Source organism: Streptomyces sp. Alt3 (assembly GCF_030719215.1).
In the GTDB taxonomy this organism is placed as follows: Bacteria; Actinomycetota; Actinomycetes; order Streptomycetales; family Streptomycetaceae; genus Streptomyces; species Streptomyces glycanivorans.
In genome coordinates, this window is record NZ_CP120983.1 from 3,926,254 (window position 1) to 3,938,876 (window position 12,623).

Annotated in this window: 8 protein-coding genes, 4 tRNA genes, 1 other RNA gene and 1 pseudogene; 6 read left to right on the forward strand and 8 right to left on the reverse strand. The window is 71.7% G+C overall.

The genetic code is table 11. The features are described from left to right. Positions 1-303: 303 nt before the first annotated feature. The 5 genes from P8A20_RS17195 (at position 304) to P8A20_RS17215 (ending at position 3,003) form a co-directional block, all read left to right on the forward strand. Positions 304-639 (forward strand): histone-like nucleoid-structuring protein Lsr2, encoded by a 336-nt coding sequence (locus P8A20_RS17195; RefSeq protein ID WP_147958477.1) that lies wholly within the window; start codon positions 304-306, stop codon positions 637-639. Between the two features lie 152 nt (positions 640-791). After that, positions 792-863 (forward strand) — tRNA-Gly (locus P8A20_RS17200). Between the two features lie 79 nt (positions 864-942). Then, a tRNA-Gly gene (locus P8A20_RS17205) sits at positions 943-1,015 on the forward strand. Positions 1,016-1,180: 165 nt separating this feature from the next. After that, complete coding sequence (locus P8A20_RS17210; RefSeq protein WP_147958478.1) at positions 1,181-2,437, forward strand: sensor histidine kinase; 1,257 nt, start codon at positions 1,181-1,183, stop codon at positions 2,435-2,437. Between the two features lie 493 nt (positions 2,438-2,930). Beyond that, a tRNA-Gly gene (locus tag P8A20_RS17215) sits at positions 2,931-3,003 on the forward strand. 61 nt (positions 3,004-3,064) lie between these two features. Here the strand turns inward: P8A20_RS17215 and P8A20_RS17220 are convergent. The 6 genes and pseudogenes from P8A20_RS17220 to ffs all read right to left on the reverse strand — a co-directional run bounded on the left by P8A20_RS17220 (position 3,065) and on the right by ffs (position 11,788). Continuing rightward, positions 3,065-3,991: a phosphoribosylaminoimidazolesuccinocarboxamide synthase gene (locus tag P8A20_RS17220; protein ID WP_147960340.1), complete on the reverse strand. Its 927-nt coding sequence runs from the start codon at positions 3,989-3,991 to the stop codon at positions 3,065-3,067. 192 nt (positions 3,992-4,183) lie between these two features. Then, positions 4,184-5,647: a N,N-dimethylformamidase beta subunit family domain-containing protein gene (locus P8A20_RS17225; protein ID WP_306103806.1), complete on the reverse strand. Its 1,464-nt coding sequence runs from the start codon at positions 5,645-5,647 to the stop codon at positions 4,184-4,186. A gap of 217 nt (positions 5,648-5,864) precedes the next feature. After that, positions 5,865-7,571: a M48 family metalloprotease gene (locus P8A20_RS17230; protein WP_147958479.1), complete on the reverse strand. Its 1,707-nt coding sequence runs from the start codon at positions 7,569-7,571 to the stop codon at positions 5,865-5,867. Positions 7,572-7,994: 423 nt separating this feature from the next. Further along, positions 7,995-9,248, reverse strand: coding sequence for a phosphoribosylamine--glycine ligase (purD, locus tag P8A20_RS17235; protein WP_147958480.1), 1,254 nt, complete (start codon positions 9,246-9,248; stop codon positions 7,995-7,997). Positions 9,249-9,380: 132 nt separating this feature from the next. Next, positions 9,381-11,614: pseudogene (locus P8A20_RS17240) on the reverse strand (DNA polymerase III subunit gamma and tau). A 79-nt stretch (positions 11,615-11,693) separates the two neighbouring features. Continuing rightward, an RNA gene (gene ffs / locus P8A20_RS17245) (signal recognition particle sRNA small type) lies at positions 11,694-11,788 on the reverse strand. Between the two features lie 133 nt (positions 11,789-11,921). Between ffs and P8A20_RS17250 the strand changes: the two genes are divergently transcribed. Then, positions 11,922-12,009 (forward strand) — tRNA-Ser (locus P8A20_RS17250). A gap of 68 nt (positions 12,010-12,077) precedes the next feature. Here the strand turns inward: P8A20_RS17250 and P8A20_RS17255 are convergent. Further along, on the reverse strand, positions 12,078-12,209 hold the full coding sequence (locus P8A20_RS17255) for a hypothetical protein (protein WP_261988752.1): 132 nt from the start codon (positions 12,207-12,209) through the stop codon (positions 12,078-12,080). 138 nt (positions 12,210-12,347) lie between these two features. Further along, complete coding sequence (locus P8A20_RS17260) at positions 12,348-12,521, reverse strand: hypothetical protein (protein WP_187282211.1); 174 nt, start codon at positions 12,519-12,521, stop codon at positions 12,348-12,350. Positions 12,522-12,623: the final 102 nt, after the last annotated feature.

Sequence of the window (12,623 nt, forward strand, 5' to 3'; positions counted from 1 at the left end):
AAATTCTACGCGGGTAGATATCACCTCACCCCGATCACGGCAAGATATCGGCGGCAACGACGTCCAGGGAAAATCCTGGGAAAAAATCTGCACCCGGATTGCACTCCGACACACGACGGCAACACGCGGATGCAATTGGCCGGGCTTCACAATGCGGCTCCCACCGCTGTACAAATGAATACGCGGGAAAGCACGATTGCCCCGGAACAGTCGACAGCCGTCGATCCGTATCCGCCCAGCCGCCGGAAGGCCGGCATCGACGCATGTCAGCCGCGACGATGCCGAAGGAAAGGACCGATATCCGTGGCTCAGCGCGTAGTGGTTACGCTCTCCGACGACATCGACGGGGGAGAAGCGGAGGAAACGGTCGCCTTCGCCCTGGACGGGAAGTCGTACGAGATCGACCTCAATCCCGCCAATGCAAAGAAACTGCGTAAGACGCTGGCCCCGTACGTGGCGGCCGGCCGAAAGCAGACAAACACCGGCAAGCGCGGCAGGGCCCCGGTCGCGTACCACCACACGTCACTGGCGCCGGACCCCGCGGCCGTGCGCGCCTGGGCCCGCTCGCACCGGATGGATGTGCCGGCGCGCGGCCGGATCCCCAAGAAGGTCTACGAGGCGTTCAACGCCGCCAGTTGAGACCTCCGCCCGGAATGTTCCGTTCCGTTCAGCGGCCCTCCGGCCGCCGCAGCGACACCGTGGGGAGCCGACTTGCACAACACCCCTGCAGGTCGGCTAGAGTCTGGAGCACGCCGAAGGGCAAGGCCGAAAAGCCGGGTCCGACGCAGCGTGCGGGTGTAGTTCAGTAGTAGAACATCCTCCTTCCAGGGGGAAGGCGCAGTGTGCAATTCCTGTCACCCGCTCTGCACTGCCTTACCGGACCACTCAGTGGATCAGGTAGAGTAGTGAGCGCTCCACCGGTGAAAGCCGAGTGGCGGCAATGCGGACGTAGCTCAGTTGGTAGAGCGCAACCTTGCCAAGGTTGAGGTCGCCAGTTCGAACCTGGTCGTCCGCTCTTGATTCAAAGGCCCCGGTCGATTTCGACCGGGGCCTTTGGCGTTTCCGGATATCGACGCATGAGGTCGCCCCGAGCAGTGACGACACTGCGCACCGGTAGCGGCCGTGATCCGGCGGAAGTCCTGGGCCGAGAGGTCCGCCAGGCACGAGGGGGAGCGGAACCGTGTGGGTACGGGCACAGGTGCGCGGATGGCAGCGGCGCGACGGGTTCGACAAGATGGACCTCTATACGCGCGGCACCCTCCACTGCTTGGTGTGGATGTCGATCGTGCCGCAGGTGCTGTTGCCTTTGACACGCCCCGTGAGGGCGTCCGACGCGCCTGTCGCACTGATCGCCGGAACGGTACTGCTCGCGCTCGCCCAGGGATTCTGCTCGACCCCCTTGGTGGCACGTGGGCTGGAGAGCTATCTGGGCAACGGGACCGTCGACCGGCGGCTGGCGGCACTCGGGGCCGCCCTGATGCCGGCGAGCATCACGGGGCTGCTCGTACTCGGAGCCCACACCGGGCCCGAGGAGTTCCCCGAGCTGCCGCTGGCCCTGTCCGCGGCGGTCCTGCCGTTCGGCACCACCCTCGTCCTGATCGCTCCCCTGTGGATGTCCCCCGTGGCGCTGACCGCCGTGGCGGTGGGTGCGGGCGGAGGTGCCGCACTGGCCGGCGGCAGCGGGCCGTTCGTGCTCCAGACCCTCCTGGGGATGGCTTTCACCATCGGACTGATCGCGGTGACCGTACGGATCTCCGCCTGGTCGCTGGGCGTGATGTCCCGACTCCGCGACGCCCAGGACGTGAAGACCCGGCTGGCCGTCGCCGAGGAACGGCTGCGCTTCGGACGGGACATGCATGACGTCCTGGGACGGAATCTGGCGGTGATCGCGCTGAAGAGCGAGCTCGCGGTCGAGCTGGCACAGCGCGGACAGCCCACGGCCGTGGAGCAGATGGTGGAGGTGCAGCGCATCGCCCGCACCTCCCAGCAGGAGGTCCGCGACGTCGTACGGGGATACCGGGAGGTCGACCTCCGGACGGAACTGCAGGGAGCCCGGGGGGTCTTGAGGGCAGCCGGAATGGAGTGCTCCGTCCAGGGCGACGGCGGACAGCTGCCCGCCCCCGTGCAGTCGGCCCTCGGCTGGGCCGTGCGGGAGGCCGCCACCAACGTGCTGCGGCACGGCAATCCGCAGCACTGCGCCATCCGGCTGGAGACCTCGCCGGACAGCGTCCGCCTGGTGGTCGAGAACGACGGCGTGGTGCCGGACACGGCAGCGGTCCCCGGCGGCTCGGGGCTCCACGGCCTCCGGGAACGGCTGGCCTCGGTCGGCGGCTCGCTGGATGCGGGACCGACGGACGACGGCCTCTTCCGCCTGACCGCGGCGATCCCGCTGCCCCCTCCCCGAAACACCGCAGCCTCTGCGCCGGAGAAGGTCTGACGTGTCGTGGCGTCCTCGACCTGGAGATCCGGGCACGGGCGGTGTGAAGGTCGCCACATCCCTACGGACCGGGCCGCACCGCTGCCGGACCACGTCCGTGAGGCGTGACAGCCCGCCGGAGACCTGGAACACGTGCCGTGGGCGACATCCGGGCATGCGCCCGGCGGGCGGCCGGCACACAGCGGCCGACCGCGATCGTCGGCACGGTGCGTGCCCGGAAACCGTTACGTGGGGCCCTGGTTGGCGAGGGATGCGACCTCCGCCGGGGTTTCCCACCGGTCGGGCGGGCGTCCGAGGTGACGGATCCGGCACCGGTCGGGGAACCCTCGTGGAGCCGGCGTGGAGCCGGCGTAGAGCCGTCGTCGTGTGCCGGGGAACGCCGCGCTGCCACCTGTCGGGGGCGTCTCCCGACTCGGTGCGGAGAACCGTCACGCGGCAGCGCGTCTCGCGGGGGAGAGAGGTTGGGTATAGTAGGCATCGCGCTTCGGCGCTTGCGGACGTAGCTCAGTTGGTAGAGCGCAACCTTGCCAAGGTTGAGGTCGCCAGTTCGAACCTGGTCGTCCGCTCCGTATGAGAAGGCCCCGGTCCTCGTGACCGGGGCCTTCTTCCGTTGCGGCTTCCGATCCGCTACAACTTCTGATCCGACCAGTTCAGGCCCGTCAGGAGCTCGTACGCCTCCAGGTACTTGGCCCGGGTCGCGTCGACGATCGCCTGCGGCAGCGGCGGGGGCGGCTGCTCGCCGTGCCGGTCCCAGCCGGAGGCCGGCGAGGTCAGCCAGTCACGCACGAACTGCTTGTCGTACGAGGGCTGCGCCTTGCCCGGCTCCCAGATCTCGGCCGGCCAGAAGCGGGAGGAGTCCGGCGTCAGCACCTCGTCCGCGAGGATCAGCTCCTCGCCGCCGTCCTCGGTGGGCGCGAAACCGAACTCGAACTTCGTGTCGGCGAGGATGATCCCGCGCTCACGGGCGATGTCCCGGGCACGGCTGTAGACGTCCAGCGTCGTCCGGCGCAGCAGGGCAGCGGTCTCGGGGCCGACCTCCCGGGCGACCTCCTCGTACGAGACGTTCTCGTCGTGATCGCCGACCGCGGCCTTCGTGGCCGGAGTGAAGATCGGCCCCGGGAGCTCGGAGCCGTCGACGAGTCCCTCGGGCAGGCCGATGCCGCACACCGTCCGGTCGGCGTCGTACTCGACCAGGCCGGAGCCCGCGAGGTAACCGCGCGCCACACACTCGACCTGGACCATCCGCAGCGAACGGCAGATCAGGGTCCGGCCTGCCCAGTCGGCGGGCGCCCCGGCGGGGAGCTCCGCGGACAGCACGTGGTTGGGGACGAGATCGGCGAGCTGGTCGAACCACCACAGCGACAGCTGGGTGAGCACACGGCCCTTGTCCGGGATCTCGGTGGGCAGGACCCAGTCGTACGCGGAGATGCGGTCGCTGGCGACCATCACGAGGTCGCCCGCCTCGTTCCGGTACAGGTCGCGCACCTTTCCGGTGTGCAGATGGGTGAGACCCGGCACCTGCACGGGCTCGGGCTTTTCTACGAAACCGGACACGCTGCCTCCGCGTAGGTTGGTCCAGGAGTGGTTCCGATTGTCCCGCATGCGAAGGGTCCACGGCGCCAGGGGTCGCACTGTGGACGGGGTGGGGGCCTGGACGGGGTCGTGACCCTGGGCGGGGTCGTGGTCCTGGGCGGGGTGGGGGCCTGGGCGGGATGAGGCGCTGGTCGGGCCCTCCGGGGCCGCTCCTCAGTCCCTCTTGCAGATCCGGTCGAGGAGATTGGCCGTGGCCCGCTGGATGCGGGGGTCCACATGGCCGGGCCGGTCCAGGGCCGGGGACCAGGCGAAGGTGCCCGACGCGAAGACGAGCGCGCCCGACGGGGCGCGGTACAGCGAGGTCTCCTGGTGCCGGGTGGCACCGTCACCGTCGGCGTACGGCGAGTGCGCGAGGAGCATGCGGCTCTCGTGCTCGGGGAGTGCCGTGCGCGGGAAGTAGCGGTCCGCCTCTCCCGCGACCAGTCCGTCGATCTCGTCGCCCTCCGCCGCACCCGTGGCCTCCCAGAGCCAGTGGCTCGCGTTCCGCACGACCAGGGGGTGCGGTTCGGGGACCCGGCCCGCGTACTGGATGCCCAGCAGTTGCTGCTCGGGGCGGTCGATCTCACGCCACAGGGCGGACTTCCCCGGTCCACGGCGCTTGCGGCAGGTGAGCAGGCGGTCCGGGACACCGGAGGGCGACGGGCCGAGGCCGACCTGCCAGTACATGGTGTTGGCCGAGAGGAAGACGAGCGAGGTGCCCGTGTCCCGGGCGAGCTCGGTGGTGCGGCGCATCGGCAGCGACCAGTACTCGTCGTGGCCGGGGAAGACCAGGCCCCGGTACCGGCTGGGGTCGACGCGGCCGGCGTGCAGGTCGCGGGCGTCGGCGTACGCGAGGTCGTAGCCGTAGCGCTCGGCCCAGCGGATGAAGTCGTAGGCGTGACCGACGTGCAGAGGCAGCCCGGCGCCCGCGTAGGGGCGGTCGAAGGAGATGGTGACCGCGGCGTCCTCCTCGCCCAGCAGCCTGCCCTGCTCGTCCCAGGCGTGATACAGACTCGCACCCGTGCGGCCGTCCTCCGGGTAGAGGTTGTAGGCCTGCCAGGTGACGTCGGGGAGCAGGAGCAGCAGGTCCGCCGGGTGGTCGTCGCGGACCGTGAAGGGGACGTGCGAGCGGTGGCCGTCGGCAGTGGTGAGCACGGCGACGTAGGCGCCGACCGACCAGTAGCTGGGGATCTGCAGCCGCCAGGAGAGCCACCAGTGGTGGCAGGAGACCGTGCGCTCCGCGGCCAGCGGGGCCGGCTGGACGATGCCGGAGAGGCGCGGGCTGGTGGTGATCTTCGCGGCGCCGTCGCCCGCGTAGTGGCCGATGCGGTAGATGTCGACGGAGAACTGCTGGGGCGGGTCCACGGTGATGTGGAAGTCGATCGCCTCGCCGGGCGCCGCCGCCCCGGGTGAGACGAAACCCTTGATCTGCTGGCGCACGTCGTCGGCGGCGCGCGTGCCCCCGCCGGTGCCCCCTCGGCCCAGGGCGGCGTCCGCATACCAGGGGACGACCTGACCGGTGTCGTCCCAGTAGTTCTCACTGCCGCGCAGCCAAGGCAGCGGGCCCTGTCCGAAAGGGTCGCTCACGGCATGCGCGAGGGCACCCGATTCCCAGCGCCGAATATGCTCCGCCCCCATACCGCTCCCCTCCCTCGTCCCCCGAAACCTCCGGTGCGCCGCCGACCGGCGCGACCCCAGCACATCACATTACGCACGCACTCCGTTACCGTTCGTCGCTATTTGATGTGAACGAAGCCCGATGTTCCGGGTATTGCCGGGACATCTGTCGCATTTCACCACCTAAGTGGACGGACGACCGTGCACCTCAAGTGCAAAGCCGGCCCACGCGCACCTCTCAGCCCAGGCGTACCGGTTTGTCGGTGCGCACTCCGACCGTGGTGAGCCAGGAGAGCAGCGGCTCCGCGTCCCCGTCCTCGACGAGGCTGAGCACCGGGGCGCCGAGGTCGGACCTGCGACCGCCGTCGACCAGCAGCGCGGGGCCGTCGAGCCAGTCGAGTCCCGGCGCGGCCCCCGCTGTGTCCACTGCGGCGCAGCAGACCATCGCCACGACGTGATCGGCGAGCAGCTCCGCGCCCGTACGAGGGGGCTGGAGGGGGAAGAGCGGGAGCGGGACGGGCCCCCAGAGGTCGAGGGGGTCGGTTGCCGCCCCTGTCGGCAGGCCGCCCGCCCCGGGCGTCGGTGCGGCCTTCTCCTCGTCCCGGGCCACGGCGGCGCCGATCCCGGCCGCGAGCGCCTCGCTGTCGGCACCCGGCGCCGCGAGGTGGCCGATCACCCGGGCCAGCGTGGGTACGCCGTCGCCTCCCGGCACTGCTGGGCCCCCCACGGACACGCTGGTCGCCACCCCCAAGGCGTCGAGCACCCGGTGCAGACGGGCGGCCTCCGTACGCCATTTCCGGTCCACGACCTCTTCCGGATACTGCTGCCAGTCGACCGGGGACCAGCCGGGGCCGGGCTCGGCGGGACCCCCGTGGAAGAGCCGGGCCGCCAGCAGCGAGGCCGCCTCGTCGGCCGCGCCCGGTTCCTCGATGAGATCGCAGGCGGGACGCTCCCCCAGCCTGGAGGTGAAACCCTCCGCCAGCCGGTCGCGCCGCGAGAGCTCCGTGAGCGCGGAGACGACGCCTGCGTCGAGCCGGGAGGGCCAGCGCCCCATCCGCCAGGCCGGCAGCGCGACCCGCGTCAGCAGGCGGTCCCAGCCCGCGTAGGCGAGGCCCACCTGCTCCTGGGCGACGATCCGCAGCCCGTAGTCCACGTCGTGGGCGCGCCCCGACGCGGCGGCCGCGACGCAGCGCTCCATCTCCGCCGCGTGGCCGCGGCAGCCGCGCAGCAGCACCTTGGCGATCCACCCGACGAAGGCCCTGGGGATCCTGCGTACGAACCCCTGCCCGGGCAGGGCCGCGTCGGCGACAGCGGCGTCCAGGCCACGGACGAAACGGCGGGCGGCGGCTATGTCCGGGTGCGCGGAAGGCCCGGTGCCCGCCACGACCGGGGCGAGAACCGCCCGCAGCTCCGCGACCCTCATCCACCACAGGAATGGGGACCCGATCACCAGGACGGGGGCCGCCGGGACCCGGCGGCCCCGCCGGATCCCGGTCTGCCCCTCGACGTCCTTCACCCGCGGCTGGGCGGCCGGGTGCGTACGGTCCTCCAGCCAGCTGTCGCAGTCCGGGGTGAGCGCTATGGCCGACGGCGCCGGGACGTCCAGCCGGTCGGCGAGGTCCCGGACCAGCCGGTAGAGGTCGGGGGCCGCGGCCTCGGTGAGGGGCACGGTCGGGCTGACCGCCGGCCTCGCCCGCGCCACCGCGACGGCGACCGCCGCGGCGACGAGCAGAACCACGACGGCGCAGGCCGTCACCACCCAGCTGACCGTGGACCAGACCCCTGGACCGATGTGCCCCTGGGCGACCGCGACGAGCAGCACGACCGAGGCGGCCGTCGGCAGGATCGCCAGGGCTGTGGCTCTGCTGCGGATGCGCAGCAGAGCCACAGCCCTGGCCCGCGCTGCGTGCGCACCCAGCTCCTCAACCGAACCGGTACCGGACACGGCCGTAGGTCACCCCCTCTGCCCCCGCGACGGTGTTGGTCACTCCCCCACTGTGGCACCCGTCACCGACATCGCAATGCCGGTGGGCCAAGTGCCCGAACGCTTGCGCCGCACCCTAGTTGGGGCCTCGGCGGGCGTCATCCGGATGGCCGAGTCGTCACCCGATGGAATGGCTTTGGGCAAAGCTGCTGACGGGCCGGTGTCCAACCGTTCGGTGATACCGCGGCCCCCTCTGCTGCCCTCTTCCCCGGTCTGGGGGCGGCCTCCTTATCCGGCGTGGGGGCGGCTTCCCTCTCCGGTGCGGGAACGGCCAGGACGCGCCTCTGGGGGCGGCCCCGGACGCGCCCGTGCCCGGCGCCTCCGTGGAGGGCCGGGCACAGGGTGAACGGGCCGGGGCGGATCAGGCGGTGGGCCGAGCGGGCCTCAGGCCTCCTCGGCTGCCTTGCGCGCGATGTCCGTGCGGTGCTGGGAGCCGTCGAGCCGGATCCGGCCGACGGCGGTGTAGGCACGATCCCGGGCCTGCGCGAGGTCCTTGCCGGTCGCCGTGACCGAGAGCACGCGGCCCCCGGCGCTGAGGACGGCGTTGCCGTCCTTCCGGGTGCCGGCGTGCAGGACGAACGCGTCCGGCGCATCCTGCGCCACCACATCCGCGAGGCCCTCGATCGGGTCTCCCGTCCGGGGCGTGTCCGGGTAGTTGTGCGAGGCGATGACCACGGTGACGGCGGCGTCGTCGCGCCAGTTCAGCGCGGGTACGGCGTCCAGGGTGCCATTGGCGGAACCGAGCAGGACCCCGGCCAGCGGCGTCTTCAGCCTGGCCAGGACCACCTGGGTCTCGGGGTCACCGAAGCGGGCGTTGAACTCGATGACCCGCACACCGCGCGAGGTGATGGCGAGACCCGCGTAGAGCAGCCCGGAGAACGGCGTACCGCGTCGGCGCAGCTCGTCGACGGTCGGCTGCAGGACGGTCTGCATGACCTCGTCGACCAGCTTCGGGTCCGCCCACGGGAGCGGGGAGTAGGCGCCCATGCCACCGGTGTTCGGGCCCTCGTCGCCGTCCAGGGCGCGCTTGAAGTCCTGGGCGGGCTGGAGGGGCAGCACAGTGGTGCCGTCGGTGATCGCGAAGAGGCTCACCTCGGGGCCGTCGAGGAACTCCTCGATGACCACGCGGTCGCAGGCCAGGGCGTGGGCACGCGCGGCTTCGACGTCGTCCGTGACGACGACGCCCTTGCCGGCCGCGAGACCGTCGTCCTTCACGACGTACGGAGCGCCGAAGGCGTCCAGGGCCGTGTCGATCTCGGCGGGCGTCGTGCAGACGTAGCTACGGGCGGTCGGAACGTTGGCTCCGGCCATGACGTCCTTGGCGAACGCCTTGGAGCCTTCCAGCTGGGCCGCCTCACCCGATGGGCCGAAGCAGGGGATGCCGGCCGCGCGCACGGCGTCGGCGACACCGGCGACCAGCGGCGCCTCCGGGCCGACGACCACCAGCTCGGCGCCCAGCTCGGTCGCGAGGCGCGCGACGGCGTCACCGTCGAGTGCGTCGACCGGGTGCAGTTCGGCCACCTCTGCGATACCGGCGTTGCCGGGGGCGCAGTACAGAGCGGTGACATCGGGGTCGAGGGAGAGAGAGCGGCACAGGGCGTGTTCGCGGGCGCCGCCGCCGATGACGAGGACCTTCACGGGGTGCAGCCTAGCCGCCGGTGGCAGGGGGCCTCGACGGGCGCCGCTCCGTGGACAGCCCGGCGGGCCCGCGGGGGAAGGCGCACGGACGGCCCGGGGACGGCCCGCGGATGTCTCCGGGGCTCGGGCCCCCTACTCGTTGGTGAACTCCTCGACGACCGTGGCACCCAGCTCACGGACGATCAGGTCATGACCGGAGAGCGCGGAGTCGACCAGGTCGGGGTCGTCCGCCTCGGCGGTGTCGTCCTCGGGCGCGACGGCCCGCGGCGGTTCGGGGGCGCGCTCGTACGAGGACGGCTCGGGCCGCCCGGACTGCTGCGGTGGGGGCTGCTGAGCGGGTTGCGGGGCCGGCTGGGAGCGGCCGGCCGGGACTCGTACGACGGAGCCGGGGGCGGAGACGCGGGTGCGGGCTGGTACGGAGCGGCCGGGGGCCTGCCGCCACCGCCGCCGCCGGTCTGCGGGGGCTGGCCGCCGCCGCCCGACGGGTCGACGACCGCGTCCACACGCCACTTGGCGTTGAACTGCTCGGCGAGAGCCTGCTTGAGCACTTCCTCGCTGCCGCTGCTCGTGAAGGTGTCACGGGCACCGGCGTTCAGGAAGCCGATCTGCAGGGTGCTGCCGTCGAAGCCTGTGACCTGGGCGTTCTGGCTGAGCAGGATCCAGGTGAACCGGCGCCGGTTCTTCACCGCGTCGAGGATGTCCGGCCACATGTTCCGCACCTGGGCCGCGCCCTGCGCCATGCCCTGCCCGCCGGGAGCGGGCGCCTGCGCGGCGGGAGCCGGGGCCGGGGCAGCCGGGGCGGGGGCAGCGGCAGGCGCGGGAGCCTGCGGTACGCCGCCACCGGGTGCGGAGGCGGTCGGCCAGCCTCCGGGCCTGCGCGCCGGTTCCGCACCGCCCGCGCCACTGCCGGCACCGGCCGCCGAGGGCCAGGCGCCGGGGCGCTGGCCTGCGGGCTCCGGGGCCTGCGGGGCCTGGGGCTGCTGGGGCTGGGCCGCTTCCTGCGGTGCTGCCTGCTGAGGTTGCTGCGGTGCTGCCTGCTGGGCTTGCTGCTGGGGCTCCGGGGTGGCTGCCGCCTCCGCAGCCCGGGCCGCGGCGGGGCCTCCGATGCCTCCCGCGCTTCCGGCAGGCATCCCGACACCGGCTCCATGGGCCTCCGGCCCCGGCACGTACCCCATGGCGGGGCCGGGCCCGGCCGCAGCGGCGAGGGAGGCTCCGCGCTCCAGCCGGTCCAGCCGGGCCTGGAGCGAACGCTCGTCGTCGAAGGCGCCGGGCAGCAGCACCCTGGCGCAGATCAGCTCCACCTGGAGCCGGGGCGACGTCGCCCCGCGCATCTCGGTGAGCCCCTCGTTGACCAGATCGGCTGCGCGGCTCAGCTCCGCGGCGCCGAAGACGGACGCCTGTGCCTGCATCCGCTCCACCACGTCGGCGGGCGCGTCGATGAGCCCCTTCTCCCCCGCGTCCGGCACGGCGGCCAGGATCACCAGGTCGCGCAGCCGCTCCAGCAGGTCGGCGACGAAGCGCCGGGGGTCGTTGCCGCCCTCGATCACCCGGTCCACGACCTCGAAGGCCGCTGCCCCGTCGCCCGCGGCGAAGGCATCCACGACGGAGTCCAGCAGGGACCCGTCCGTATAGCCGAGGAGCGACGTCGCCATGGCGTATGTCACACCGTCGTCGCCCGCGCCGGCCAGCAACTGGTCCATGACGGACATCGAGTCACGCACGGATCCCGCACCGGCCCGCACCACGAGCGGCAGCACGCCGTCCTCGACGACGCTGCCTTCCCGGCCGCACACCTCCGCGAGATAGCCGCGAAGCGTCCCCGGCGGGACCAGCCGGAAGGGGTAGTGGTGCGTACGCGACCGGATCGTGCCGATGACCTTCTCGGGCTCGGTGGTCGCGAAGATGAACTTGAGGTGCTCCGGCGGCTCCTCGACCACCTTCAGCAGGGCGTTGAACCCGGCCGGGGTGACCATGTGGGCCTCGTCGATGATGTAGATCTTGTACCGGCTCGACGCAGGCCCGAAGAACGCCTTTTCCCGCAGGTCACGGGCGTCGTCCACACCACCGTGCGACGCGGCGTCGATCTCGATGACGTCGATCGAACCCGGCCCGTTGCGCGCGAGGTCCTGGCAGGACTGGCACTCCCCGCAGGGTGTGGGCGTGGGGCCCTGCTCGCAGTTCAGGCAGCGGGCGAGGATGCGCGCGCTGGTCGTCTTTCCGCAGCCGCGCGGCCCACTGAAGAGGTACGCGTGATTGACCCGGTTGTTCCGCAGGGCCTGCTGCAACGGGTCAGTGACATGCTCCTGACCGATGACCTCGGCGAAGGACTCGGGGCGATAGCGGCGGTACAGCGCAAGGGACGACACACATACGAGGTTATCGGGGCGCACCGACAACCGGTCCCGCCCCGGACCGAGCGCCCGGCGGGAGACCGCACCCGGACACGCAAGGGCCCCCCACGCACCCGCCAGAGCCAACCTACCCTTGCTGCCTTCCGGCCCTGGGGGAGTTCAGTCAGATAGCGCCACGTGAGGGGCTGACGCCCACCTTAGCCGATCCCAGCCCCCTGTCGTCCACCCGCTCCCCTGCCCCGCCCCTCCCGGAGGACGGTCCGGAACGATCTCCGGGGAACGTGTTCGCGAGCACCCTCCAACGTCTTGTATTGTTTGCCGCGGAGGATTCGCCTAGTGGCCTAGGGCGCACGCTTGGAAAGCGTGTTGGGGGCAACCCCTCACGAGTTCGAATCTCGTATCCTCCGCCATTGCTCTCACCGGGCAATACGTCGAAGGGCCCCACCGCTTGCGGTGGGGCCCTTCGGCGTTCGTAGTCTCAACGAGACTCTTCGGAGCCCTCCGCGCCGCTGCCGTCGGCGTCGTTGGCCACTTCCCAGACGAGTCCTCCGACCCGCTGCGGGACGTCGGCCAGGATGCCGCCCGTCACGTGCTGGTACCGGGCCGCCATCGCAGAGGCCGTTCCGGGGCGGCGTGAGTCGCTTGAGTCGCGACACCGGCTATCGCCGATCGGACCGCGTGAGCGTGATGCCGGTGTACGTGGGCACCCAGTCAGCTCCGCTGAATGTGCCAAGACCCCGTATTGCCGTCAACGGGCGATGATGCCGACCGCGCAGGTCACCACCAGAGTCATGCCCGCCAAGGCGACGGTCACGGGGACTGCCAGGCTCGGGCGGCTGTGGACGAGGGAGAACAGGGCACCACCCAGCAGCGCGGCAAGCAGAGTCAGGATGAGGGCGAGGAGCGCGGTCGTCGTAGTCATGAGGTTCCCCTGAGTCGGTCCATTGCGGCTGTACCCGATCATGGAAGGCACCTGTGTGTTGCGGCACGCGCACACCGGTGCGGCCTCGCGCAACAAGGCAGG

What these genes read in the sequence shown, in the direction of transcription:
- P8A20_RS17255 (WP_261988752.1), bottom strand. Translation starts at nt 12,209, where the DNA reads ATGGCGGCCCGGTACCAGCACGTGACGGGCGGCATCCTGGCCGACGTC.
- P8A20_RS17225 (WP_306103806.1), bottom strand. Translation starts at nt 5,647, where the DNA reads ATGGGGGCGGAGCATATTCGGCGCTGGGAATCGGGTGCCCTCGCGCAT.
- P8A20_RS17260 (WP_187282211.1), bottom strand. Translation starts at nt 12,521, where the DNA reads ATGACTACGACGACCGCGCTCCTCGCCCTCATCCTGACTCTGCTTGCC.